This window comes from Psychrobacter sp. C 20.9 (assembly GCF_001921765.1).
GTDB classification, from domain to species: Bacteria; Pseudomonadota; Gammaproteobacteria; order Pseudomonadales; family Moraxellaceae; genus Psychrobacter; species Psychrobacter piscatorii_B.
In genome coordinates, this window is sequence record NZ_MRYC01000006.1 from 77,210 (window position 1) to 102,469 (window position 25,260).

Genomic DNA, 25,260 nt, shown 5'->3' on the forward strand with positions numbered 1-25,260 from the left:
GCGATCATGGCTGGTACACCGCATGAAATTATTGAAAAAAATACAGGCTTGTTAGTCATTGGTATCGTTATTGCTATCAGTTTTGCAACGCTAGTTGAAATCGTGCCTTTGATTTATAACAACGACAGTCCTGAAGAAGGCGGTTTGAACAAGCCCCTTCCCGCTATGGAGCCTTGGACTGCGCTTGAATTTGAAGGTCGTGATATTTATATCCGTGAAGGATGTCACGTTTGTCATACGCAAATGGTTCGCCCACTACGTGCAGAAGTTGAACGTTATGGACCATATTCACGTGCCGCTGAGTCTACGTGGGATCACCCGTTTTTATGGGGATCGAAACGTACTGGACCAGACTTAGCACGTGTTGGTGGCCGTTATTCTGAAGATTGGCAAAAGCAGCATCTAATCAATCCACGTTCGCTAGTGCCTGAGTCAGTCATGCCAGGTTTCCCGTGGTTGGCCGAGAACGAAGTCGATGGTGAGAACATTCAAGCTAAAATGCGTCTATTCCGTGATCGCTTCGGTGTGCCTTATACTGAAGAAGATATCGAAGGTGCTCCAGATGCCGTACTTGGCGCCACTGAGCTTGATGCTTTGGTTGCCTATCTACAGCAGTTAGGTACCGCAATGGAAGGACAGCGCTAATGGGTATTGGTGAATTACAAACAATTGCGACCGTTTCTGCCTTTATTGCCTTCGTAGGCGTTGCATGGTGGGCGTATTCGCCAAAAAACAAAAAACGCTTCGAAGAAGATGCACAACTTGCGCTTGATGACGAGGACATTAGATCTCTGTCTGAAGAGCAGCGCAATAAGGATAAATGATGACATTTTTTTGGAGTTCTTGGATTACGCTAATCAGTTTTGGTTGTTGGGCGTTCATTCTTGGCGTTCTGCTGTTTGTATTAAAATACAAGCCAGAGGTTGAAGAAGACGGTACCACTGGTCATGAATACGATGGTATCCGAGAATACGATAAACCACTCCCTAAATGGTGGTTAGTGATATTTTTTGGCTCAATCGTCTGGGGCGTGGTTTACTGGGTGTTTTTCCCAGCCATGCTTCCGGGAAACTGGAACGGTCTTGCAACCGTAAAAGTCGATGGTGAAGATGTACCATGGACTTCTAAAAACGAGCTGTTCAGTGAGCTTGAGAGCAACAACAAAGTATTTACAGATAACTTTGAAAAGAATATTTTGGTTAAAGCAGATGCAGCAGGCGCAACCGCGACACTAGCGACGCTAAACGAGCTACAAGCGACCATGCGTCGCAGTGACAATCCACCAGCGGATCTACAGGCACAAATCGATGAGAAGGTCACAGAACTTGCGCCTTATGTCGAAAAACTGTCTGAAAATCCAAATGCTTTAAAAGTTGGTAGCCGTTTGTTCTTACAGAACTGTGCAGTATGTCATGGCTCGAATGCTAAGGGTGCCCCAGGCTATCCTAATCTGACTGACAATGATTGGTTGTATGGTGGTAAAGCCGGTAACATCTTGACCACGCTACACAATGGTCGTGTTGGTGGTATGGCAGCATGGCGTGATCAGCTTGGTGAAGACGGCATACGTGCGGTCGCTGAATATGTCTTATCACTATCAGGCAACCAGAATGACTATGATCTTGATCAAACGAAAGTTGCTCAAGGTAAAGTGATTTTTCATGAGCCGACCAACTGCGTTCTTTGTCATGGACCAGATGGTAAAGGTATGATTTCAGCTGGCGCACCGAATTTGACGGATAATATCTGGTTATATGGTGGTGATCGCGAGACCATTCGTGAAACGCTACGTTATGGCCGCGCAGGTGTAATGCCTCAGTGGGAAACGAAGCTAGGTAATGAGCGTATCATGCTACTTGCCGCTTACGTCTACTCACTATCGGACAAAACTGGCAAAGCACCTGAAACTGCGATGGCAAATACTGCAGCGACTCAGCCAGTAGCGACCAAAGAAGCTACTGCTAACTAAGACACTATTGCCGTACTGTACATGGATGAGATTTAATAAAGGGAGGACTGTTAGTACAGTTCTCCTTTTTTCGTTTATTTTGCAGAATTTACCTAATAGTCGCTATCACAGATACTTCTCAGTAGACATTATTATGATCTATAGTGCTTGCTTTTTACGATTATTACCCCATTGTTAGTAGGGAGAATGTTAGAATAGCTGTTTTCAAAATAGCTAACGAGCCAGACTGATGATGTCTTAGCTCGATCTAATAACCCACTTATAATCAATTATTTAGTAAGTGTACTAGAGGACTTTTATTCAAGTCACTATCCATTATTTACTGACATTGATAACATCGTACACTCATATACCTCAATACGAGAGGTGTTTGTTCATCATGCCAGCAGACTGATTCTTTTTTTAAAGAGGCACGTTTATGTCAGCACAACAACAATCTAATAAAATCCCCGTACAGCAGGTCGATCTTGATGCCACCAAGCATCGGGTACATCCAAGGTTTGTGACAGGGTTTTATCAAAATATTCGTGTCATCACGATGTATGCCCTTTTGGTCGCTTTTTTAATTTTGCCGTGGCTGCGCTATAATGGCAGACAAGCAATATGGTTTGATGTTCCCTCACAGCATTACTATATTTTTGGTTTGACTTTTTTGACTCAAGATTTTTATTTTATTGCCGCGTTTGCCATTATTGCAGCGTTTACTTTGTTTATGGTGACTGTATATGCTGGCCGCGTTTGGTGTGGTTATGCTTGTCCACAAACCATCTGGACGCATCTCTACCAGTACGTTGAAAAATGGGTCATTGGTGATCGCAATAAGCGTATGAAGTTTGATAAATCGCCGATGAGTGCGAGCAAAGTCTTCAAACGTACGGTTGTCTATGCGATTTGGTTTTTGCTTTCAGTGATTACAGCGGCGACTTTTGTCAGCTACGTGGCAGGTACGGACTCGCTATATCATAGCTGGCAGACAGTGGGTCTTATTCCTATCCCTGATTGGCCAACATGGGTATGGGTATCGATGTTTATCTTTACTTTTGCCACCTATGCCAATGCAGGTTACATGCGCGAGCAAATGTGTGTACAGATTTGTCCTTATGGCCGCTTTCAGAGTGTGATGTTTGATAAAGACACATTGATCGTATCTTATGATTATGAACGCGGTGAGCCACGCGGTGCCCGTAAAAAAGGCACAAATCCAGAGCACCTGGGCGACTGCATTGAATGTACCATGTGTGTGCAGGTCTGCCCTACTGGTATCGATATTCGTGATGGTTTGCAAGTTGGCTGTATCCAGTGTGCAGCTTGTATTGATGCCTGTAACGAAGTGATGGACAAGGTCGGCTATCCGCGTGGACTGATTCGTTATACGACCGAACGTCAGTTAGCAGAAAAAGAGCCAAGCCGCGTACTACGCCCACGATTATTTGCTTATTTGACGTTATTAGCTGTGCTATGTGGCGGTGTTATATATGCGCTGACCGATCGCGTGCCCTTAGAGATTGATATCCGCCGTGACCGTAATCAGTTGTCGTCTATCAATAATCAAGGCATGATCGAAAACAGCTATATCGTCAAGCTGACCAACAAAACCCAAGAGCCTCACAATTATAAAATAACGCTCGCACCGCAAGAGGGTTTGAGTTTAGAGCTACGCTTCAACGATGTACCTTTAGAAGCAGGCGAAAGCTTCGATATGCCTGTCAGTATTTATGGTGATCCTGATGTGATTGAGTTTGGTCAAACGCCAGTGACGTTAAATGTGACCAGTGAAGACGGTAAGTACAAAGTCAGTAAGCAAAACGTCTTTACGACTCAAGGTCAGTAATTCATCACTGAACTGATTATTTAGTTTCCTTTATGTCATCCGGTAGTCAGCGACTTTGAGAGTCAAAGGCTATCGGGTGAATGATTTATGATTAAACTGGCAGCAGGTAGCCGTCAAATTGTCCGTTGATACCATTTGTCGATATCTGATAAGCAGATCTTTGATAAATAAGTATCTGATGAATAGGTATTTTATGTCTAATCCAGCACCGAATTTTAAACATCAAGATACTCAGCCATGGTACAAGAATTACATGGTTATGATCTTTGTGATTGGCATGCCAGCTGCGGTCGTGATCGCTTGTATTTGGTTTGTCTACTACTCTTACCAGATCCGCGACAGCGTGGTACGTGACGACTGGTATATGGATGGCAAGACGCTCTATCACGACGTATCACGTGACAAGCTTGCTTATGACTTGGACTTGCATGGCAAAATGCAATTTGCGGATAATGGCGATGTTGTGTTTTATCTCAATTATCCTGAGCAAAGTGTGCAGTCAGGCAAGCTATTGAACGGCCAGCCACTTACTTATCCCGATACGCTTGATCTTTCAATCTCGCATGCCACCGATATCAAAAAAGACCGTGACGTCGTGCTAAAGCATGTTGAGGGCAATAAATACAGCGCCCAAGTAAATCTTGATTCGGTAAAAGCCAAATATTACCTGCAAGTGAATAACGATGGCAAGGACGATTGGCGTATGCAAGATGTCGCCAAGCTTCCGCGCTCAGAGGTTAGCTTTAAACCTTTACCTGTCTTTGCTAAAAGTTAATATTATTAAGCTATGCCCTAATATCTACATTTAAAAAAACCAGCCTTTTCTTTATGAATGGCTGGTTTTTTATGGGTCACTCCATCAGTATTCGCTCATGAGATGCTAAATAAATGGGTTAATTGTTGGAATTTTCTGAGGTGTAGTTCTACTTGTTACAGCATTGTCTGATTCTGTTGCATACGGCTTATCGCTAGCAAACTTAGGATTGAACGTTTGCGTCTTTGGTGATACCGGCAAACCAATCTCAGCCAGACTGTCGGTCTGCCCTGATTGAATATTGTCCCCTTCAAATAAACGCTCGTCGTTATCACGATCAAGACTGAGTGTCTCAAAATCAAACAACTCACGATCCGCTAACTGTGATGGTGCTACGTTTTGCATTGCCTTAAAGATAGACGCCAAACGCTGCGGATGAGCGTCATCCCATTCGCGTAGCATGTCATTGATAATGGCACGTTGTAGATTGGTCTGGCTGCCACACAGATTACAAGGAATAATCGGGAATTCTTTTAATTTGGCATACTCGATGATGTCTTTTTCTTCGACATACGCCAATGGACGAATCAGCAGGTTTTGCTTGTCATCACTCAGCAGTTTAGGCGGCATTGATTTGAGCGCGCCGCCATGAAATAAATTCAAGAAGAAAGTCGCCAGCATGTCATCGCGATGATGACCCAAGGCGATTTTGGTCGCACCAATCTGCTTAGCAAAACCATACAACGAACCACGGCGCAGACGTGAACACGCTGAGCAATAGGTCTTGCCTTCTGGCACCACACTTTTGACAATACTATACGTGTCTTTTTCCAAGATATAATGCGCAATGCCCTGCTCGTTTAGATAAGCAGGCAGAATATCTTCAGGATAGCCAGGCTGCTTTTGGTCGAGATTGACTGCGACGATATCGAAATGAATGGGGGCGATACGTTTTAGTAGGAGCAAAATATCCAGCAAGGTGTAGCTGTCTTTGCCGCCCGAGACACAGACCATCACCACATCGCCGTCTTCAATCATATTAAAATCACGAATGGCCCAAGAGACTTGACGACGAAGCTTCTTTTGTAGCTTACGAAAAGCCGCAGATTCAGTAGGCGATTGTGAGTCAGTAGATTGTTCATCAACAATATCTTCATTGCTACCCTCTTCAGCGTCGGCCTCTACACTATAACGATTAAAGCCTGATTCATCAGACATATGATCAGACATCTCATCAAACTTAGGAGGAATGTTTGGCGTAAATAAGGTTGCTGCGGTCATAAGTTACTCAATATCTTTATAAGGATGATTTTACTATAAAGTAGTTTGCGATAAAGCAAGATCAATGAGGTAGGGTTATCGATGCTTTAAAAGCGGCAATTATAACAAATATTGCTAACAGATTGAAAAGATGACAGTAATACGCACTTTATTTTTATTGCAATACTGCTTAGCATGGCTTTGTCACTTTAGTGACGCGTGATTGGTCGCTTCGTGGTTCTGTAATAGCCGTATTTTTGCTAAAATAGCCGTTTTCGTAAACCAATAATAGATAACACTATGACTAACGTTACTTTGCAGAATAACTCGGCCAACCAAGCGTCCGATGCTGAATTAGATACTCTCAATAAAAATCAAAATGCCGTTGTACTTTTATCAGGTGGCCTCGATTCGGTGACGTGTTTGTATTGGGCAAAGGCACGCTATGCCTCTGTGACAGCGGTCAGCTTTGACTATGGTCAGCGTCACAATAGTGAGCTTGTTGCAGCAAAGACTATCGCTGAGACAGCAGGCGTCAATCATAGAATCATTGATATTGATATCGCCCAGCTTGGTGGCTCATCACTCACCGATCACAGCATGATCGTACCAGACGGCGATACCGACAAATTCCCTAGCAAGAAGCGTGATGAGATCGATAACGATGCCATTCCGAATACTTATGTGCCTGCGCGCAATACGATTTTTTTGTCTTATGCTCTAGCCGTCGCTGAAGTGGCCGATGCCAATCATATCGTCATTGGGGTCAGCTCAGTTGACTACTCGGGCTATCCTGATTGCCGTCCAGAGTACATAGCAGCATTTGAGCACATGGCCAACCTTGCCACAAAAGCAGGCGTTACTGGTCACCGCCTATCAATCCAAACACCATTGCAACAGCTGTCTAAAGCACAGACTATTGAGCTTGGTCTATCATTGGGCGTTGATTATGGACAAACGATTTCTTGTTATCGTGCCGATGTGAACGGACTTGCTTGCGGCGTTTGTGACAGCTGTGCGCTACGTCGCCAAGGCTTTGCTCAAGCTGGCGTCACTGACCCTACTCATTACCAAGCTGGATAGAGATACTGACTTTTTATCAAACAGCGGCATCAATCAACATTAGCGAAACATTCGCTTGCATTAACACAGCACGTCGACATTGTATTTTTATCAATATACTTGCTATGGTATGGACAATCATTTTTGTCAATTGAATAGATTACATGTGATATAGGTTACATGAGAGATATCACAAATGAGTCAGTCACTCATATATCAGTGATCCAGCTGTCTGTTGATTATAAAATCACATTGAATACCAGAGTCAAAAATTGACACTACCTGTAAGAGGATATTTATGAAGTTATTGCCATTATTACCCCTAGCCTTAGCGGCCGTATTTGCAATGCCACAAGCGAATGCTACTGATATTAAGCAAAGTAATATCAACTCATGTGTCAATGGCGCAGTCAAATATAAAGTTGCTAGTAAAAGTGATGCGACAAAGTTATGTAAGTGCACTATCGGTGTGCGTAGCAACATGACCATCGGTCAGATGTGGGAGATCGAGAGCTACGCAAAAGACAAAAAAGACCCTTCAAGCTTGCCATACGTCAAGACGATGCAAAAAGACCTGCAGCAGTGCACAGTCGGCTTAGACTTGAAGCAGCCGCAAAAGCCTGCTTAACAAGCATGCATTCAATATACAAAAGACTGGCCATTGCCAGTCTTTTTTGTTACCAATGGATGAGCAAAGTGTAAAACTGATTATTTATTTCTCTTAATCTGCCTATAATAAGAAGATTCATCCTAAAATCAACGTAAACAATCAAATCACAACCAACCAAATTATAAATAGAACCGATATAAATCAAAACGAATAAGGATTTTACCATGGCAAAACCAACAACAGAAACGATCAACCTACCCGACTTTCCAGTGACCATCGTACGCAAACTTGCTGGCAACTTTATTCATGATGAGATCAGTCTCAAAGAGATGGTTGCCAATACCGACAAAGGTCTTATTCTCTATTTTTATCCTAAAGACAATACACCAGGCTGCACCACACAAGCGACGGAGTTTACCTCACATCTTCATGATTTTGATGACTTAGGTTATGACATTATTGGCGTCTCTCGTGATAGCGTTGAATCCCACGAAAAATTCATCGATAAATATGACTTGCAGATCCCACTTATCAGTGATGCTGATGAGAAGCTATGCCAGTATTTTGAAGTGATTAAAGAAAAAAACATGTATGGCAATATTACTTTGGGACTGGTGAGATCAGCATTTGTATTTGATAAAGAAGGCAAGCTGACCCACGCACAGCGTAACTTACGTGCCAAAGATTACACCAGTCGTCTACTCAGCATATTGGCACCATAACCTGATCGTTATAACAGAGTCCATTTTTGCCGCAAAAATGATAAAACGCGCGAATATAAGGCTCTGAGTCACCGGTCAACACATACGCTTATAATCCCTTCTTACTAGAGAATCATATGAATAAACAGTCTGGTACTACTACTGATAAGGCACCGCAAAAAATCACGCGCAACGTTTCTGTTGCCGTTATCGGTGCAGGCACGGCTGGTCAAAATTCCTTTCGCCAAGCGAGCAAAATTAAAGATGATGTCGTCATTATCAATGAAGGGTTTTGGACCACTACCTGTGTCGCTGTCGGCTGTATGCCTAGCAAACTGCTGATTGCAGCCGCTGACCGTGCACATGATGCCAACCATTCTGGCGACTTTGGGGTTCATGCCACGGTAAAAATAGATGGCAAGCAAGTGATGCAGCGCGTGCGTGATGAGCGCAGTCATTTTGCTAGCTACATAAAAAAGCAAGTAGATAGCTGGCCTGATCACAAAAAAATCGATGGGCGTGCTCATATTAACGAGCAAGGGTTAATCGAGGTCAATGATGAGCTCATTGCCGCAGAGCAAATCATTGTGGCAACTGGCAGCTCACCTTTTATACCTGACGGTTGGGTTGACAAACTGGGTGACACGATGCTCACCTCTGATAGCGTGTTTGAGCTTACAGACTTACCCAAATCTATGGCCGTCGTCGGTGCTGGCGCCATTGGTCTAGAACTTGCACAAGCATTTACGCGCTTGGGCGTAGAGGTTACGCTACTCAACCGAGTCAAACAGGTTGCTGGTCTCAAGGATAATGACATCAACCAAAAAGCCATCGAGTGCTTAAGTCATGAGCTTACCATGCACTTGGGAAGCAAGATTACTGATGTGGGTCAAAAAGTAAATAAAGACACTCAAACTGCGTTTATTGAATATGAAGACAGTGCTGGTGAGTCAAGACAATGGCAAGGCGACTGTGTCTTGGTCGCGACTGGTCGCCGCAACAACATCAAGCAGTTGGGTGTCGAACACTTAGGCGTTGAGCTTGATGACAAAAACCGCCCGAAAAACTTGAGTAAAAAAACAGGGCAAATTGGTGATTCAGATATCTATATCGTTGGAGACGCCAATGCTCACATTCCTCTACTGCATGTAGCGAGTGATGAGGGCTATAGTGCTGGTAACATGGTCTGTGAAAATACAGAAGATGCTTATATTCGCCCGCCCGCTACCCCATTTTCTATCGTATTTTGTTCACCGCAAATCGTTAATGTCGGAATGTCTCTACCCGAGATTCAAGAAGACCCTGAGTTAGAGTTTGTGATTGGTAGCGTCAGTTTTGACAACCAAGGGCGCAGCCGTGTGATGGGCGTTAACTGTGGTCTGCTACATATCTATGGCTGCAAAAAAACCGACAGAATATTAGGCGCGAGCATGGTGGGCCCTGATGCCGAGTATATCGGTCATATATTAGCCACAGCGATTACCAATGACTTGAGTATTAAAGACATGCTCGATACGCCTTTTTATCACCCTACGATATTAGAAGGACTGCGTACGGCATTACGTGATGTGCAGGACAAAATGGAGATACCCTATCAATCTCAAGACGCGCAAGAAGACAATTTTTAATTTACAGTTAGGCCTTGCTCTAAAAAATAGAGTTAGGCTTAGTCATCACTCATGCTATATTTGATTGACTAGACAACTTGAGGTGACGTGTGACCGGACACCTCATTTATCAAACCTTGTATACACACACCCTGCATGGACGAAGCAATGTCAATCGCTAGTGTTACCGACTTTTTTAAAGAAATCATTCGTGACCTACATACTAGTCTCTACCTTGCGCTTGGCGGCTCTATCGATGAAGAGACACTCAACTGGTCTTCTCAAGCAGTAGAGCTTGCTAGCACTGGCATAAAGATCCTAATACTGCTTGCGGTATTGGGATTTTTTTATTGGTTGGCCAATTATATTCTCAAGCAAAGCAGAGCCAAAATTCGTTTAAACGATCGCCGTACCAAGATTGCCCGCTCAACGCTACGTTACGTTTGGATTGTCGCCAGTCTGATAGCGATCATGAGTCAGATAAATTTTGAACCAGAAACCATCAAGGCGACAGCAAAAGCAAGTACGTGGGCTGGTATCTACTACGTACTGTGGGCGTCGTCTGGTCAGATTATTCATAAAGTCCTACAGCATTATGGACTCAATGCCTCGATAGAGCAGCTGCTCAAAAATATCTTGTCCGTCCTCTTATTGGTACTTGGCCTCGCCAGCGTGATGGCTCAATTTGGTTTTGACATCGTATCGCTCGTTGCAGGTTTGGGTATTGTCGGTTTGGCAGTGGGCTTTGCGGCTCAATCGACGCTTGCCAACTTCATTGCCGGTATTACTATTTTACTAGAGCAGTCCTTTCAAGTCGGTGACTGGATTCATATCAATGATACTGAGGGGCGCGTGGTGCTTATTGCCTTGCGCACTACCCATATCCTAACTCGAGACAACATCACTGTCATCATTCCAAACTCCAATGTCGCCTCCTCTGAAGTCATTAACCTAACCTCCAAAAACTTTATTCGTTTTGATATACGCGTGCGTATTGCCTTCGAAGATGATATTGAGCTTGCACGCCAAGAGATTTTGCAAGTACTCAGCAATACCGATGCAGTACTCAATCGTCCTGAGACCTCAGCGACCGTGGCCGAAATCGGGGAGTATGGCGTATTTTTTATCGTGCGTTTTTGGGTCAAGCCAGCAGCCGTGGCACGTATACCCAAAATCAAAGAAGTGCTACAAGAAGAGATAAAAATTGCCTTTGATGCGGCCAATATCTCGACGCCCTATCCGCATATGCGCCTGCTCATGCCAAAAGACGTCGACTACCCTATCGCGACTAAACCTTTTGCAACCACCACTCAAGTTGTATCAGGAAAGTCATCATTAGCAAAGGGTGAGTAGCTAACTTATTTTCATGTATTTAGTTATCGCACCTTAAACCTATCGTACCTTAAACATAGCCACTTTGAACCATCCTACCGTGAATTATGGTAAAATTACTGGTTAAAACATCTATTTTATTATTTGCCTCTTTTGTCAATTTAGCCCACAGGTACCCGTATGACCGAACAAACCGCAGCTGCACCCTCTTCCACATTGTCGCTTGATCTTATCATTACTTGTGCCGATGGGCTTGAGGCACCGCTGCAGACTGAGCTGACAAGTTTCGGTATTGATAGCGAAATCAAGAGTACTGGTCGTCTTGCCGTCACGGGTGATTTACGCGACTTGTATACCATCTGCCTTTGGTCACGTGTGGCTTCGCGGGTATTGACGCTCATCAAACGCAAAAACATCAATGCAGAATACGATGTTGCAGAGCAGCTATATGGTTTGGCAAAATCCGTCAATTGGACTGAGCAGTTTAGCTTAGAGCAGACCTTTGCCATCCGTCTATCTGTTGATAAGCGCGTTGCCGTCAGCCAGCAGTTTGCCATGCTACGTGTCAAAGACGCCATTGCGGACACCTTCAACGAAGTGTACGACAGCCGTCCGAATGTCGATAGCAAAAACCCAGATTTTTCTATCTTTGCGACCGTCAATGACAAACAGGCCGAGCTGTATTTAGATTTATCAGGTACCAGTTTGCATCGCCGTGGTTATCGCGTGGCTATGACAGAAGCCCCATTAAAAGAAAACTTGGCAGCTGCCCTACTCTATAGCGCTGGTTGGCACAAGAAAAACGACGCAGGCGACGCACCTTACTACAATGCGTTAATAGACCCAATGTGTGGCTCTGGTACCTTCCTTATCGAAGCGCTACTTATGCACTGTGATTATGCTGTAGGTATCGACAAAGCTGCCAATCAATTTGGCTTCTATGAGTGGCAGCATCATGACGAGACGCTATGGCAGGAGATGATTGAGGATGCACAGACACGTTTTCGCGAAGCATTAGAGATTGCCAATGAGCAACCAGATACGCTGCCGCTTGTGTTGGGTTTTGATGCTGATAATGGCGCGATTATCGCAACCGAAAAAAACCTCATCGCGGCAGGACTTCAAGATTTGCTTCCGCTACTAGACATCGAACAGCGTGCGCTTGATCAACTTGGTAGCGCCCTAAAACCGCTCGTGGATGACGGTCGATTGAGTAATCCTTTAATCATTACCAACCCGCCTTATGGTGAGCGTTTGGGTGATGAAGAAATGATTAAGCCACTGTATCAAGCCATTGGCCTGATTGTGCAAGACAGCTTTGCTGGCAGCGGTATCGATCCAATGCTTGGCATATTGGCTGCTCGTGTCGAGCAAGTAGATATCCTACCGATTAAAGAACCAAAAACGTTACGCTGTCATAATGGCGCGATCACCGTCTATTTCCGCTACGGAACGCTTATCGCTGGACAGACAGGCAATCTTGTCAGCCGTTTTGAGAAGCGTGAGATCGACGTAGAAGACGGACAGGACTTTATCAATCGTCTACAAAAAAACCTGACCAAGCTTAAGAAACTGGCGAAAAAAGACAATGTCAGTAACATTCGCGTCTACGATGCCGACTTGCCTGACTTCAAGGTTGCTATCGATTTATACGGCGATTATGCCCACGTGCAAGAGTATGCACCGCCTAAAACCATTCCACCTGAAACAGCCAAAAAACGCTTTAATCTCGCGCTGATGGGTATCCGTGAAGTGTTTGATATTAATCGTGAGCAAATCTTTATCAAAACGCGTGCCCGTCAGTCTGGTAACGATCAGTACAGTAAACAGAACACCACAGAAAAACGCGGCAAGTTTCATGTCGCCCGCGAAGATGGTGCTTATTTTTATGTTAACTTTACGGATTATCTCGATACGGGTCTGTTCATCGATCACCGTAATATGCGTGCTCGTATCAAAGACAACAGCCGCGGCAAATCTGTACTTAACCTGTTTGCTTATACTTGTACCGCCAGTGTGCATGCAGCGCTTGCTGGTGCCAAAAAAGTCACGAGCGTTGATTTGTCACAGAACTACCTAGATTGGGGCAAACAAAACTTTGTCTTGAACGGTCTAGACGTCAGCCGCAATAAATATCAATTCGTTGCCGCCGATATTTTTGAGTGGATCAAAGACAACACCGAGCAGTTTGATATTATCTTTATTGATCCACCGACGTTCTCAAACTCGAAGAAGTTCCAAGGCACCTTTGATGTGCAGCGTGACCATGCTGCCCTCATCAATCGTGCGATGAACCGCTTAACATCCGATGGCGTGTTATATTTTTCTAATAACTTCACGCGCTTTGAGCTAGATGAGCAGTTAGTCGAGCGCTACGATATTGTTAATATCACCCAAAAAACGATTGGTTTTGATTTTAATATCAAAAAGCCTATTCATCAAAGCTTTGAGATTCGTCATCGTCAGATTCTATAGATAAGCATTTATGAGTGAGCACTGCTGCTATACTGGCAAATGTCATGAACAAGGTAGCTATAATGAGTAACGTAACTGCCTGAAACTTAGGTTTTTTGCCCAATGTATATGAAATATAACCATGACCTAATCGGCTTTGATTGGGTCATTTTTTGTTGTTATGATAGAGCATTACTAGGCGATGGATTTGCGCAGTTATAGCGTAAGCATCGCCTTTTATGTCATTAAATCTCTAACGTCTAATAACAAGGATAACACCATGGCTCTATCACTTAACAAAGGCGGTAACTTATCGCTAACGAAAACTGATCCAAATTTGACCAAGCTACTAATCGGTCTAGGCTGGGATGAGCGCGCCACCTCTGGTGCTGAGTTCGATCTTGATGCCAGTGTATTTTTGCTAAATGGTGCAGGTAAAGTGCGCGGCGACCATGATTTTATCTTCTATAATCAGCTGAAATCTGATAATGGCGCGGTCGAGCACACGGGTGACAACCGTACTGGCGAAGGCGATGGTGATGATGAAGTTATCAAAGTAAACTTAACCCAAGTACCTGCTGACGTTGATAAAGTAGTCGTGACGGTGACTATCCATGACGCTGCTACTCGCAACCAAAACTTCGGTCAGGTAGCCAATGCCTTTATCCGCGTTGTTAACGAAGAAACCGGTACTGAAGTGGTACGTTTTGATCTAGCAGAAGATTACTCTGTTGAGACCGCCATGGTATTCGGTGAAGTATATCGCCATAACGGTGAATGGAAGTTCCGCGCGGTAGGTCAAGGTTATTCAGGTGGCTTACAGGCGATGTGTCATCAGTACGGCGTTGACATCTAGAGCCTTATTTTTATTGGCATTTGGGCTATCAGCCATTCCGATTATCACGTCCAAGATATCAAGCGACCATCGTTGCAAATAGTCACAATTTTTAATGCCCCAATGACTAGTAATGCTTTACGTTTCGTTTAAAATTATGCATAAAAAGTGGTTAGCAATAACCACTTTTTTGCAGCTTGTGTCTATAATAGACCAGCTTTACGCAACCAGACAGGATGTGTCATGAGACATTTTTATTTAGATATTATCTTCACAATCATTGCCTTAGCAATAGCGGCATGGTGGGGATATTCACATGGCGGTATGGGTGGGATGATAACCACGCTATCGATTACCGCTATTTTGGCCGTCATGGAGATTTCGTTATCTTTTGATAACGCGGTGGTCAACGCTTCAGTCCTTAAGGGCTGGGACGAATTTTGGAAAAAGATATTTTTAACCGTGGGTATTTTAATTGCGGTATTCGGTATGCGCTTGGTCTTCCCTATTGTCATCGTTGCGGTTACCGCTGACCTTGGTATGATGCAAGTGATCGATTTGGCATTGAACAATCCTCAAGAATACTCAGCCAGATTGATGGCACATCATGCTGAAATTTCAGCATTTGGTGGTATTTTCTTACTATTGGTTTTCTTGAACTTTATTTTTGATGACAAAGATGTCCATTGGTTTGACTGGCTTGAGAGCCGTTTGGTCAAGCTAGGCAAAGTCGATGCGATGAGCGTATTTGTTGCGCTTATCGTCTTAATGATTGCGGTATCATGGGCCAGTGCAGAGCAGTCAAGTGCTGTGCTCATTGCTGGCGTTTGGGGCATTCTAGTATACCTTGGTGTACAGGTTGTCTCTGGTATGCTAGAAGGTGATCTCGAAGAAGACTTAGAAAACGAAGGAAGTGGCGCAGCCGCAACCAGCGCTATCATGAAAGGCGGTATCATTGGTTTCTTATACTTAGAAGTCCTCGATGCTTCATTCAGTTTCGATGGTGTGATTGGCGCATTTGCCATTACCAATGATGTCATCGTTATCATGCTTGGTCTTGCCATTGGTGCGATGTTCGTACGTTCGATGACTATCTTCTTGGTAGACAAAGGCACGCTTGATGAGTTTATTTATCTTGAGCATGGCGCACATTACGCCATCGGTGCCTTAGCCATCATTATGCTGTTGTCAGTGAAGTTCCATGTACCAGAAATCATTACTGGTCTTATCGGTATTGCCTTTATTGGTTTTGCATTATGGGCGTCGCTGAAACATCGTAAAGCGGAAGCAGCAAGGCTTAATTAGCACCTGTTGTTCGCATGATGCTGTATAGCTTTGAGCAGGTCGTATCATCAGATATGGCCTGCTTTTTTGCGTTATAATGGCAGGCATTAGTCACACAGCGAATCCTTATCTATCACTAAAATACATGCGTATTTTGCTTCACATACAATTTTTTCATCACTACTATACGTTATTCGGTTAGAATCTTCGTCCTTTAATCGCTCACCAAAAATGAGACCCTTCAACCATTATGCAACAGATTCTTGATGATATTGCCGCACAGATGGCACTTGAAACCGATCGTGGAAAAGTAGCGGACTATATCCCGCAACTGGCCCATGTAGATCCAAACCAGTTTGGTATTGCAGTAGCGACACCTGACGGAAAGATGTATACAGCAGGCAATGCGAGCACTCTGTTTTCGATCCAAAGTATCTCCAAGATATTTACTCTAACCATCGCCCTTGGCAAATTGGGCGATGGGCTTTGGACACACGTTGGTCGTGAACCCTCAGGTGACCCTTTCAACTCAATCTTCATGCTAGAACATGAAACTGGTCGACCACGCAATCCATTCATCAATGCTGGTGCCATTGCGGTGGTCGATGCGATCATGATGGGTCACGAACCTAGAGAAATATTGGCTGAGATTCTACAGTTTGTGCACTTTATTACGGACGATGAGTCCATCCGTTTTGACCACAAAGTGGCAGCGTCTGAGATGGAGCACAAAGACCGAAACGCCTCGCTTGCGTACTTTATGAAATCCTTTGGTCGTCTCAAGCATGATGTGGATAAGGTGTTGGGTACTTACTTTCATCAATGCTCGATTGAGATGAATTGCCAGCAATTAGCCAGTGCCGGTCTGTACTTGGTCTCCAACGGGGTTGATAAGCACTCAGGGGTACGTGTAATTAACGAGCACCGAGCAAGAAGGATTAACTCGCTAATGATGATGTGCGGTCATTACGATGGGTCTGGTGAGTTTGCCTATCGCGTCGGTTTGCCTGGTAAAAGTGGGGTTGGTGGCGGTATTTTGACCATAGCTCCTGGCAAAGGCTCTATCGCTGTCTGGTCGCCAGGGCTGGATCATATCGGAAACTCCAAGCTTGGGTTGAAAGCATTAGAGCTGTTTGTACAAGAAACAGGCTGGTCGGTTTTTGCCGAATAAAACCTTTATCTAAATACTTTTATTAATGGATTATTCAGTACAATATTACGTTTAAATTTTATTGAGTTGTCAAGCTTATAGCGGGTCGTACCAATATATCTGGTACGACCCGCTTTTTTTGGTTATGTCTTTGCAACCTAGGGTAGGTTTCTCTTCATTCTATGGCTTAATCCAAAGGAAACAGCCGTTAAATAATTTACCTTTGCATAACAATACGTTAACCACTATTGCCAAGATGATTAAAAAGTATCAAAAATGCAGGGTTATTATGTCGCTTAGTAAGCATATAGTAAGCGCACAAAATACGCCTTGCTTAGTGAGCAAACGCTTAGTATAGTAAAACGTAATGATATGCAGGACGTGGTATACAGCTAGGTTCTTTACCAGTTGTCCTTTCATATCAGTCACTGCACAACTTTTAATTTATTTTTTCGACCCAATCCACTTAATTATTAATCCAAAGGGTATTTGTATGGCTATTAGCTTAACAAAAGGCGGCAACGTAAACTTATCAAAAGAAGCACCAGGTTTAACCAACATCACAGTTGGTCTAGGCTGGGATCCACGCGCAACTGACGGTCAAGAGTTTGACTTGGACGCTATTGGCTTCTTAATCAACGAAGCAGGCAAAGTCCGTAACGACCAAGATTTTATCTTTTTTAATAACCTAAAGTCAGACAATGGCGCCGTTGAGCACACTGGTGATAACCGTACTGGCGAAGGCGATGGCGATGACGAAAAAATCAAAATCAATCTTGCGAGCATCCCAGCTGACGTCAGCAAAGTTGCCATTTGTGCGATTATCTATGAAGGCCAAGCACGTAACCAAAACTTCGGTCAAGTTGGCGATGCTTATATCCGTGTTGTAAACGATAATGGCGCAGCTGAAATTGCCCGTTACGACCTATCAGAAGATGGCAGCACTGAAACGGCTATGATCTTTGGTGAGCTATATCGCCACAGCGGCGATTGGAAATTCCGTGCCGTCGGTCAAGGTTTCAGCGGTGGTCTTGGACCATTAGCAGCGTCTTACGGCGTAAACGTGTAACGTTAAATTGACGTAAATATCTAGCGAGCCAAGCGTTGCTATCAGTTTTCTGATAGCAACGCCTATGAGCCATCAAGTGTGCCCTTTTAACGCATTTGATGGCTTTAAATTTAATAGGCTCATCAATATAAAAACGCTAAAACACATAGGTCTATTCCCCCACATTAAGAGCACTTATCAAAGATATTAGAATAAGGATTTACACCCCATGGCCGCAACATTCAGTTTAATCGGTACTATTGAGCCTTTTTTGCATTGTAATCTCAAAAAAGGTGATTCAATTTATTGTGAAGCCAATGCAATGGTAATGATGGAGTCTAACCTTGAGCTAAAAGGTAAGCTACAAGGTGGACTGATGCAATCGCTTATGCGCCGCTTTGCCAATGATGAATCGTTGTTTCAACAGCAGATTGAAGCGGTCAATGGTGAAGGTGATTGCTTGCTTGCTCCCACACTAGATGGCGATATGCAAATCATCGAGGTGGGATCACAGCAATATACCTTGAGTGATGGTGCTTTTGTCGCGGCGCAAACTGGCGTTGATATCAGAGCCAATATTCAGCGTAATCTAGGCGGTGCGGTATTCGGTGATACTGGTGGCTTTATGGTCATGCAGACTCAAGGAAAAGGTCAGGTTGTGGTATCTGGTTTTGGCTCATTGTTTGAGATTGAGGTCACCCCAGACAAAGATGTCATTATTGATAATGGTCATGTGGTTTGCTGGGATTCGAACCTCGATTATAAACTGTCCGTCTCGACCAGCAAGAAAAAAGGCATCATGAGCAATATCATCAATTCCGTCACCAGTGGCGAGGGTATGGTTCTGAACTTTTCGGGCAGTGGCAAAGTCATTATTTGCTCGCGCAATCGTGATAGCTATCAAGGATGGCTGCAGAGTGTCTTAGGAACGAGCTCAGGTGGACGCGGCGGCAACGGTGGTTTTTTAGATAATATCTTATAGCGTTTTTTAGAACTATGTTTAAGCAGTTTTACTCACAATTATTATAAGGATACTCACATGGCAGTTAGTCTACAAAAAGGGCAGAAAATCTCCCTAAGCAAAGAAGCAGGCGGCGAGCTGACTCAAGTTAAATTGGGTCTAGGTTGGGATGTCGCTCAAGGTCCACAAGACAAAAAAGGTGGCTTTTTAGGTAAATTATTCGGTGGTGGTGCAGGCGGCGATTCTATCGATTTGGATGCTTCGTGCATTATGTTTGACGCAAACAAACAAGCGGTCGATGCTATCTGGTTCAGTCAGCTTAAATCAAAAGATGGCAGTATCGTGCATACTGGTGACAACCGTACTGGCGACGGTGATGGCGATGATGAAGTCATCAACGTTGATCTCTCAAGAGTCCCAGCCAACGTGACTTCACTAGTATTTACGGTCAATAGCTTTACCGGCCAGACGTTTGAGACAGTCGAAAACGCGTTTTGCCGTATTGTTAATGCCAATAACAACAGCGAAGTAGCTCGCTACAACTTATCGGCACAAGGTGGACATACTGCTATGGTGATGGCAAAAGTTTATCGGCATAACAATGAATGGAAAATGCACGCTATTGGCGAGACTGCGTCTGGTCGCACCTTCCATGACTTAATGCCTGCAATTACGCCGCACGCATAATTGATTGGGATTTTAACTGGAGTATTACTAATCCAGTTGAATAGGGCGTGTTGAACATTCGACCATGGCACTGACAGCGACTATTTTTTAGGCGATTCGATGTTAAAAATAATAAGTTTAGTCATTCTAAGCGCTTATTTTTAACGATGAAGCGGCAAAAAAGAGTCCTGTCCCTGCGGGCTGATGCTAAAATTGCCCCATACTGCGTTACAAATCTCGCTAAGGCATCTGCATTATCGTCGCTTTGTGCCTTGTCTGGAACAATTTTAGCGATCAGCAGTGCCTATTTGCGAATGTTCAACACGCCCTAATTTATTTCAAAAAAGAGCGGCCCATCTATCAATAGATGGTCCGCTCTTTTTATCAATGGGTTTTTACACTATAGTCAATCCTAAATAAAACAGATACATTATATATCAAGGTGGAACTGGTCTAAATTTTCCTTGCGTGCTGTGCCTACGCAGACAGAGGCTGCGAAAAATTTATCCCAGTCCCGCTGTATCGTTTTTATACTGAATTCACTATAAAAGATTATTATTAACGCTGTTATTTACGACCACGCTTCCAGCTAAACCCCCAGTTAAAGGCCTTATCCATCTCTTGATGTCCTTTGAAATATTGATTGATACGCTCGACATTGATACTGCCTTGCTGATTGACCAAACGCGCGATGGCACACATTGGCAAGTTACCCGCCCCTTCTGTTAAACGGGTCTCAATCGGTGACTGATCGGGTACATGAATAGTCACGACCCCATCGGTTTTTTCCCAGTTTGGCGCGCCCTCATAAATAAAGGCAAAGATAAATACTTCTTCAATCTGTGACCACTGCTTACCATTGATATCGAGCCACTCACCGCCACTCACCTGCCCCGTTCTATCATCGGCTCGCAAGCATACATAAGGCGCTGATTGCAGGCTACCGAAGCGATTACCCAGTGCTTGAACCAAGGTTTTTTCGCCGTTTTTTAGATGAATCATCGCGCCAACATCTAGATCGATACCGCTTGATTGATGCTGTTTGAACAGATCACCCAATAGGCCTTTTTTGGGAGCGGCCTTATTACCATCTGAACGTTGGTTCCAATCTAAGTTCACTGAGATTTTGCCAAAATCATCGCGCTTTTTCAGATTGATGCTTGATTGGTTCTTGGTTAAAGTGATTTTGTTTAGATTAATCGAAGGAGTAGCAGGAATCGGTGGCGGAGTACTCGCTTGAGAGGTATTGCCTGCTTTTTGCGTATTAATGGGTCGCTGTGTATTAATCGGCTGAGCCTGATTTTGCGTTGTATTTTGAGGTGCTGGCGCATCATCAGCAATCTCAACGCCAAAGTGCTCCGACAACGGTTTTAGGCCGCCATTAAATCCTTGCGCGATAAAACGGAACTTCCAGCTTCCCTGCCGACGATAGCACTCAGCCAAAATAATGGCTTTTTCGTTACGTCCAGTACTGCTCAGCTGACAAGTCATCAACACTTGACTGCCTTGTAGTACCTGAATATCGACATCGCCGACTTGTGCCAGCGTTTGCTCGCTAGAGAATGCCAAAGCAATCTTGTCGATATTGGCAGGCTGCGCGGGCAAATTGATATCAAAAAATCCGTCGCTGTCATGACCACGAAAACTAACATTGCCGTCATCGCTACGTTTCTGACCATAAAATATCATGTCACCATCGCCGCGTACTTTGCCATCAGTCGTCAGACGATAAGCGGCGCAATCAATGGCGTTTTGGCTTAAGATGCGAACACTAATATTATCAGTTGGTAATGGCGCATTGGCACCTGCGATCAGTTGTTGAGGTTGATTCATCATACGTCCTTTAGATTCTTTATTATGTTATCGTTGTTGTCATTGGCATGCTCACTATCGTCATATAGTAGCATGAATATTATGAACATTTTAAACCGAGCAATCGCGCTACTAGCTACAAGATCACTCTTACAAATCCTTTTGCCTATTTCATCAGGAGCATTTATAACCTGTGCCATTTGTATATAATATATGCTGCTGAATGATCAAATTTTGACTATACTGCCGCCAGTTTTCAATAACCGTATCCACTCATCCAACTCCCTACATATGATAATAACGCTGAGAGAATTATGACTAACCTTGCTAACGATAGCATCCACTCCACATCAATAGCTGCTTGGTTAGCTGAGGGTCAATCCAGCCAGCGCGATATGTTAGAGAGTTTGCAGAACTTAAAAAGCAAATCGAACAACCCCTTTAATATTATTGCCTCACACCGTCATAACCGACCTGAGATTTTTGAATTTGCTGATAGGGTCTATCGCGAACCATATCCAGAAAAAGCAGCCATAGAGGATGAGGCACAAGAGACAACTGAGCCTGTTATACCTCGCTGGCAATTCGTCTTGGAACACGCCAAAGAGAATAACGTCAAAGTATTATTAACGGGCCGCAATGGGGTCGATTATGAAGCGCATCGTGCGGCGTTTGAGGCCGCTGGTATTCGTTTACTTACAGGCGCAACCAGCGTAGCAGCACTAGAGTCGATCGAAGATAAATTTTCCTTTATGCAGCAGTGTCACCAACACAATATCCCTGTCGCTGATGCTTGGCGCTTTGATAATGTGACAGAGCTGGAAGCATTACTTACCGAACACGGTCATCAGCCCCTATGTGTCAAACCAGTTGTTGGTATTTTTGCACAAGGATTTTGGCGCTTGGACTCAGGTAAAGAACCTGATGAACACTACGATAGTTTTGAGCATTTGTACTTTACCGAAGAGAAAAAAATCAATACCGCGCAGTTTATCAATGCGTATACCAACAGTCTAATGGTACGTGAGCGCCCTATTCCTATGCTGCTTATGCCTTATCTATCAGGGCAGGAATACTCTATCGATGTGGTCTGCGAATACGGTGAGGTCTTGGCAGCCGTCACGCGTTATAAAACAGGCAAAATCCAGCATATCGGCTATGAGCAATCCGTCATGGATGTGGTGATTCCATTGATTAAAGCCTTTGGCTGTGATGGTATCGTCAGTGTGCAGACCAAAGCTGATGATGACGGTCAGCACCGTGTGCTTGAGATCAATAGTCGCCCCTCTGGTGGTATCGGCTATACGACACATAGCGGTGTGGATTTGACACAGGTCGGCTTTGGCTATTGGCTTGGTCTAACTGATAAACCAACACTGGCTGATTTCATGCAACAAATAACACCCTGTCAAGTACGCTCCATTATGGTAGGCGTAAAAATTGAAGATACTGCTGAATAAGTAAAAATAAGCAGGCAACATAAAGAACGACTGACAACCGAGTATATATCCAATAAGAGGTAGACGATGACAGCACAGACCACACTCGTGTTAGGCGCCAATGCTGTTATCGCAGACGTGCGCTGCTCGGTCGCATTTTCTAGCACTTCTCCGCTTAAGTTTGGACAGGATCTTGGACTACTTTGGTTGCCATTAGATGCCAATCGTCAGGCTGTTTGTAGCTCTGCTTATTTACATGAGCCCAAAGACTGGGCAACGATAGATGATACCAATAACCCAAGCAAATGGCAGCTTAATCTACCCAAATTGTTTGAGCAACAAGGTGTGCATTTTTTACAGCTGATTGCTTATGCTTACGATGAGCCTAGCCTGAACTTGCCTGCGGTTGAGCTAAGCAATGTTTGCTTAACACTGAATGATGGTGAACTTCGCTACGACTTTACAGCGCGCGAACGCCACGTCAAAGCTGCGATTATATTAGAGATATATCAGCGCAATGGACAGTTTAAATGTCGGGCGCTTGGCGAAGCTTCGACCCAAGGTTTGACGAGTCTTGAACAGCGAGTACAAGTCAGTCTTGATGTTCGTCCACCCAACTCACATGCACGTATCCAAGCAGCACAGCAACAGCAAGCGGGTTCTCATGATGCGCAGAATGACATAAGGCCACCTCGTCACGTGCAGGCAGGTGAGACATGGACAGGGACGGCGTTTGCCATTGATCCGCTCCACTTGCTCACCTGCTATCATGTGATTGAGTCAGCTCAAATGATTGGCATACGTCAGCAAGGTCAGCCTGATCGCGAGGCACAAGTCGTGCTCAGTGATATCGGTAGCGACTCCGCTATTATCAGAGTCAGTGACCCCCTGCCCAGCCATATACCATTGGCACAGCAATGCAGTGACATATTGGGTGAGACCATTACTACATTAGGATTTCCATTATCAGGGCTAAGCAGTCAACTACAAGTCACACAAGGCTGTATCTCAGGGCTAACGGGCTTAAACGATGATATTCGTTACCTTCAGTTTACCGCGCCCATTCAGCCTGGTTCTAGTGGTAGTCCTTTATTGCTACCAACTGGTGAGGTCGTCGGCATGGTGACTGCCAGTCTCGTTCATGAACACGCCCAAAACATGAACTATGCGGTGAAATTTCAGTTATTATCTGCGCTGCTTGCGAGCGCTGGTATCAGTTTGGAGAGTAAGGCTGATTTGACAAGCGCCACGCCTCTGACCACACCGCAACTGAGCAAGCAAAGTCGCAGTGCATTATGGCTGGTTGGCTGTCAGGGTTAACGACATACTACAATGATAAGATCAAAAGAAAAACGGCATTAATCAAGGACTGTTATATCAATGAAACTCAACAACATAGCCGTTCTTATCGATGCCGATAATGCTTCAGCTAATAACATTAATTATATTTTACGTAAGATAGAGAGTATCGGTAATGTTACTTGCAAAAAAGTCTATGGTGACTGGGGCAATGTACATATTCAAGGTTGGCAAGAAGCACTCTTAAAACATGCTATCGACCCAATACAACATTTCGCCTATGCTAAAGGTAAAAATACGACTGATATTGGTCTAGTTATTGAAGCTATGGACTTATTACATAGTGGTCATTATGACGGCTTTTGCTTAGTATCTAGTGATAGTGACTTCACTGCTTTGGCGTTACGCATACGAAAAAATGGTATCAAAGTCTTTGGTTTCGGTAAAAAGCAGACCGTTAAAGCATTCACACAAGCCTGTGACAGTTTTTACTACGTGGAGGATCTAGTACCTTTACCAAAAGCACTGCCCATTAGCGAGCACAAAGACACGCCTAGCTTTGATATTAAGACAAAACCATTGCTGCCTGTCGCCGAATCCAAAACATCACCCGAAAAATGGACAACCAAAGCACTTCAAAAGCAGACACATCTTATTAGCATATTAAACAAGCTGATAAAAGAAGACCCAAATTCTGCCAAAGGCTGGTCAAATTTATCTTATCTTGCTAGCCAGATTAAACAACACCATACAAATATCAAGTTAGATAGATACGGCTATGCAAAGTTTTCAGAATTAATTATAGCAATGGCGTTATATGACATCCGTACTGTGAACAAAGTAATTTCTATTAAACTCAACAACGATGTATTGCCAACTTCAAGTGTGGAGCCAAACGACAAGGCCACATCAGTATGGGATGAGGGTCGCCTAAAACGTGATACAAAATTATTAACTAGTCTGCGTGCTTCCATTATCGATCACCCGAAAGCCGATAATGAGCGCTGGGTGAATTTCGGTTTGATTGGCAACGCCATAAAAACACACTACCCAAATTTCGATCCTAAAAATTACGGTTATGCCAGACTCTCTAGCATGATTAGAAATATCGGAATATTTGAAACCAAAACGGTAAACTCTACGCTCTATGTACGTCATAAAGCTAAGTAAACACTAGCAACAAACA

22 protein-coding genes are annotated in these 25,260 nt (G+C 44.0%); 20 read left to right on the forward strand and 2 right to left on the reverse strand.

Going from position 1 to position 25,260, the window contains the following annotated elements; genetic code table 11:
• Positions 1-6 precede the first annotated feature (6 nt).
• From ccoO to BTW00_RS05680, 5 genes are all read left to right on the forward strand, one after another.
• Positions 7-645, forward strand: coding sequence for a cytochrome-c oxidase, cbb3-type subunit II (gene ccoO, locus BTW00_RS05660; RefSeq protein ID WP_071001898.1), 639 nt, complete (start codon positions 7-9; stop codon positions 643-645).
• Positions 645-824, forward strand: coding sequence for a CcoQ/FixQ family Cbb3-type cytochrome c oxidase assembly chaperone (locus tag BTW00_RS05665; protein ID WP_058024764.1), 180 nt, complete (start codon positions 645-647; stop codon positions 822-824). Before ccoO ends, BTW00_RS05665 begins: the two co-directional genes overlap by 1 nt.
• A complete protein-coding gene (gene ccoP, locus BTW00_RS05670; protein WP_058024763.1) occupies positions 824-1,969 on the forward strand; it encodes a cytochrome-c oxidase, cbb3-type subunit III in 1,146 nt (381 codons plus the stop codon). The genes BTW00_RS05665 and ccoP overlap by 1 nt, the downstream gene beginning before the upstream one ends.
• Positions 1,970-2,387: 418 nt before the next feature.
• Positions 2,388-3,800 (forward strand): cytochrome c oxidase accessory protein CcoG, encoded by a 1,413-nt coding sequence (gene ccoG / locus BTW00_RS05675; RefSeq protein ID WP_075106616.1) that lies wholly within the window; start codon positions 2,388-2,390, stop codon positions 3,798-3,800.
• 193 nt (positions 3,801-3,993) lie between these two features.
• Positions 3,994-4,575 carry a FixH family protein gene (locus tag BTW00_RS05680; RefSeq protein WP_075106617.1) on the forward strand — a complete coding sequence of 194 codons (582 nt, stop codon included), beginning with the start codon at positions 3,994-3,996 and terminating at the stop codon, positions 4,573-4,575.
• Positions 4,576-4,680: 105 nt separating this feature from the next.
• Here the strand turns inward: BTW00_RS05680 and ttcA are convergent, their stop codons facing one another.
• Positions 4,681-5,835, reverse strand: coding sequence for a tRNA 2-thiocytidine(32) synthetase TtcA (ttcA, locus tag BTW00_RS05685; RefSeq protein WP_075106618.1), 1,155 nt, complete (start codon positions 5,833-5,835; stop codon positions 4,681-4,683).
• 279 nt (positions 5,836-6,114) lie between these two features.
• On the opposite strand from ttcA, the gene queC reads away from it, so the two are divergent.
• The 12 genes from queC to BTW00_RS05745 all read left to right on the forward strand — a co-directional run bounded on the left by queC (position 6,115) and on the right by BTW00_RS05745 (position 19,545).
• The gene (queC, locus tag BTW00_RS05690; protein WP_075106619.1) at positions 6,115-6,897 is read left to right on the forward strand and encodes a 7-cyano-7-deazaguanine synthase QueC; all 783 of its coding nucleotides are present in this window, start codon (positions 6,115-6,117) and stop codon (positions 6,895-6,897) included.
• A 277-nt stretch (positions 6,898-7,174) separates the two neighbouring features.
• Positions 7,175-7,504: a hypothetical protein gene (locus tag BTW00_RS05695; RefSeq protein ID WP_058024758.1), complete on the forward strand. Its 330-nt coding sequence runs from the start codon at positions 7,175-7,177 to the stop codon at positions 7,502-7,504.
• A 206-nt stretch (positions 7,505-7,710) separates the two neighbouring features.
• Positions 7,711-8,208 (forward strand): peroxiredoxin, encoded by a 498-nt coding sequence (locus BTW00_RS05700; protein WP_075106620.1) that lies wholly within the window; start codon positions 7,711-7,713, stop codon positions 8,206-8,208.
• Positions 8,209-8,324: 116 nt separating this feature from the next.
• On the forward strand, positions 8,325-9,815 hold the full coding sequence (locus BTW00_RS05705) for a dihydrolipoyl dehydrogenase (protein ID WP_075106621.1): 1,491 nt from the start codon (positions 8,325-8,327) through the stop codon (positions 9,813-9,815).
• Positions 9,816-9,962: 147 nt separating this feature from the next.
• Positions 9,963-11,147 carry a mechanosensitive ion channel family protein gene (locus BTW00_RS05710; RefSeq protein WP_178379261.1) on the forward strand — a complete coding sequence of 395 codons (1,185 nt, stop codon included), beginning with the start codon at positions 9,963-9,965 and terminating at the stop codon, positions 11,145-11,147.
• Between the two features lie 159 nt (positions 11,148-11,306).
• Complete coding sequence (gene rlmKL, locus BTW00_RS05715) at positions 11,307-13,601, forward strand: bifunctional 23S rRNA (guanine(2069)-N(7))-methyltransferase RlmK/23S rRNA (guanine(2445)-N(2))-methyltransferase RlmL (RefSeq protein WP_075106623.1); 2,295 nt, start codon at positions 11,307-11,309, stop codon at positions 13,599-13,601.
• 259 nt (positions 13,602-13,860) lie between these two features.
• Positions 13,861-14,436 carry a TerD family protein gene (locus BTW00_RS05720; protein WP_058024753.1) on the forward strand — a complete coding sequence of 192 codons (576 nt, stop codon included), beginning with the start codon at positions 13,861-13,863 and terminating at the stop codon, positions 14,434-14,436.
• A 222-nt stretch (positions 14,437-14,658) separates the two neighbouring features.
• A complete protein-coding gene (locus BTW00_RS05725; protein WP_075106624.1) occupies positions 14,659-15,720 on the forward strand; it encodes a DUF475 domain-containing protein in 1,062 nt (353 codons plus the stop codon).
• Positions 15,721-15,949: 229 nt separating this feature from the next.
• Complete coding sequence (locus BTW00_RS05730; RefSeq protein ID WP_075106625.1) at positions 15,950-16,870, forward strand: glutaminase; 921 nt, start codon at positions 15,950-15,952, stop codon at positions 16,868-16,870.
• A gap of 472 nt (positions 16,871-17,342) precedes the next feature.
• Positions 17,343-17,918 (forward strand): TerD family protein, encoded by a 576-nt coding sequence (locus BTW00_RS05735; protein WP_075106626.1) that lies wholly within the window; start codon positions 17,343-17,345, stop codon positions 17,916-17,918.
• A 208-nt stretch (positions 17,919-18,126) separates the two neighbouring features.
• Positions 18,127-18,879 (forward strand): TIGR00266 family protein, encoded by a 753-nt coding sequence (locus tag BTW00_RS05740; protein WP_058024750.1) that lies wholly within the window; start codon positions 18,127-18,129, stop codon positions 18,877-18,879.
• Between the two features lie 57 nt (positions 18,880-18,936).
• Complete coding sequence (locus BTW00_RS05745; protein WP_075106627.1) at positions 18,937-19,545, forward strand: TerD family protein; 609 nt, start codon at positions 18,937-18,939, stop codon at positions 19,543-19,545.
• Between the two features lie 546 nt (positions 19,546-20,091).
• Here BTW00_RS05745 and BTW00_RS05750 read toward each other — a convergent pair.
• Positions 20,092-21,357, reverse strand: coding sequence for a TerD family protein (locus BTW00_RS05750; RefSeq protein WP_075106628.1), 1,266 nt, complete (start codon positions 21,355-21,357; stop codon positions 20,092-20,094).
• 293 nt (positions 21,358-21,650) lie between these two features.
• Between BTW00_RS05750 and BTW00_RS05760 the strand changes: the two genes are divergently transcribed.
• From BTW00_RS05760 to BTW00_RS05770, 3 genes are all read left to right on the forward strand, one after another.
• On the forward strand, positions 21,651-22,796 hold the full coding sequence (locus BTW00_RS05760) for an ATP-grasp domain-containing protein (RefSeq protein ID WP_075106629.1): 1,146 nt from the start codon (positions 21,651-21,653) through the stop codon (positions 22,794-22,796).
• A gap of 66 nt (positions 22,797-22,862) precedes the next feature.
• Positions 22,863-24,095, forward strand: coding sequence for a serine protease (locus BTW00_RS05765; RefSeq protein ID WP_075106630.1), 1,233 nt, complete (start codon positions 22,863-22,865; stop codon positions 24,093-24,095).
• Positions 24,096-24,155: 60 nt separating this feature from the next.
• Entirely contained in the window at positions 24,156-25,244 is a 1,089-nt protein-coding gene (locus tag BTW00_RS05770) for an NYN domain-containing protein (protein WP_075106631.1), read from the forward strand.
• The last annotated feature ends 16 nt before the right edge of the window (positions 25,245-25,260 follow it).

Bases quoted from the DNA above. Each gene is read 5' to 3' on its own strand.
- ccoO (WP_071001898.1), top strand. From the start codon at position 7: ATGGCTGGTACACCGCATGAAATTATTGAAAAAAATACAGGCTTGTTA.
- BTW00_RS05665 (WP_058024764.1), top strand. From the start codon at position 645: ATGGGTATTGGTGAATTACAAACAATTGCGACCGTTTCTGCCTTTATT.
- ccoP (WP_058024763.1), top strand. From the start codon at position 824: ATGACATTTTTTTGGAGTTCTTGGATTACGCTAATCAGTTTTGGTTGT.
- ccoG (WP_075106616.1), top strand. From the start codon at position 2,388: ATGTCAGCACAACAACAATCTAATAAAATCCCCGTACAGCAGGTCGAT.
- BTW00_RS05680 (WP_075106617.1), top strand. From the start codon at position 3,994: ATGTCTAATCCAGCACCGAATTTTAAACATCAAGATACTCAGCCATGG.
- ttcA (WP_075106618.1), bottom strand. From the start codon at position 5,835: ATGACCGCAGCAACCTTATTTACGCCAAACATTCCTCCTAAGTTTGAT.
- queC (WP_075106619.1), top strand. From the start codon at position 6,115: ATGACTAACGTTACTTTGCAGAATAACTCGGCCAACCAAGCGTCCGAT.
- BTW00_RS05695 (WP_058024758.1), top strand. From the start codon at position 7,175: ATGAAGTTATTGCCATTATTACCCCTAGCCTTAGCGGCCGTATTTGCA.
- BTW00_RS05700 (WP_075106620.1), top strand. From the start codon at position 7,711: ATGGCAAAACCAACAACAGAAACGATCAACCTACCCGACTTTCCAGTG.
- BTW00_RS05705 (WP_075106621.1), top strand. From the start codon at position 8,325: ATGAATAAACAGTCTGGTACTACTACTGATAAGGCACCGCAAAAAATC.
- BTW00_RS05710 (WP_178379261.1), top strand. From the start codon at position 9,963: ATGTCAATCGCTAGTGTTACCGACTTTTTTAAAGAAATCATTCGTGAC.
- rlmKL (WP_075106623.1), top strand. From the start codon at position 11,307: ATGACCGAACAAACCGCAGCTGCACCCTCTTCCACATTGTCGCTTGAT.
- BTW00_RS05720 (WP_058024753.1), top strand. From the start codon at position 13,861: ATGGCTCTATCACTTAACAAAGGCGGTAACTTATCGCTAACGAAAACT.
- BTW00_RS05725 (WP_075106624.1), top strand. From the start codon at position 14,659: ATGAGACATTTTTATTTAGATATTATCTTCACAATCATTGCCTTAGCA.
- BTW00_RS05730 (WP_075106625.1), top strand. From the start codon at position 15,950: ATGCAACAGATTCTTGATGATATTGCCGCACAGATGGCACTTGAAACC.
- BTW00_RS05735 (WP_075106626.1), top strand. From the start codon at position 17,343: ATGGCTATTAGCTTAACAAAAGGCGGCAACGTAAACTTATCAAAAGAA.
- BTW00_RS05740 (WP_058024750.1), top strand. From the start codon at position 18,127: ATGGCCGCAACATTCAGTTTAATCGGTACTATTGAGCCTTTTTTGCAT.
- BTW00_RS05745 (WP_075106627.1), top strand. From the start codon at position 18,937: ATGGCAGTTAGTCTACAAAAAGGGCAGAAAATCTCCCTAAGCAAAGAA.
- BTW00_RS05750 (WP_075106628.1), bottom strand. From the start codon at position 21,357: ATGAATCAACCTCAACAACTGATCGCAGGTGCCAATGCGCCATTACCA.
- BTW00_RS05760 (WP_075106629.1), top strand. From the start codon at position 21,651: ATGACTAACCTTGCTAACGATAGCATCCACTCCACATCAATAGCTGCT.
- BTW00_RS05765 (WP_075106630.1), top strand. From the start codon at position 22,863: ATGACAGCACAGACCACACTCGTGTTAGGCGCCAATGCTGTTATCGCA.
- BTW00_RS05770 (WP_075106631.1), top strand. From the start codon at position 24,156: ATGAAACTCAACAACATAGCCGTTCTTATCGATGCCGATAATGCTTCA.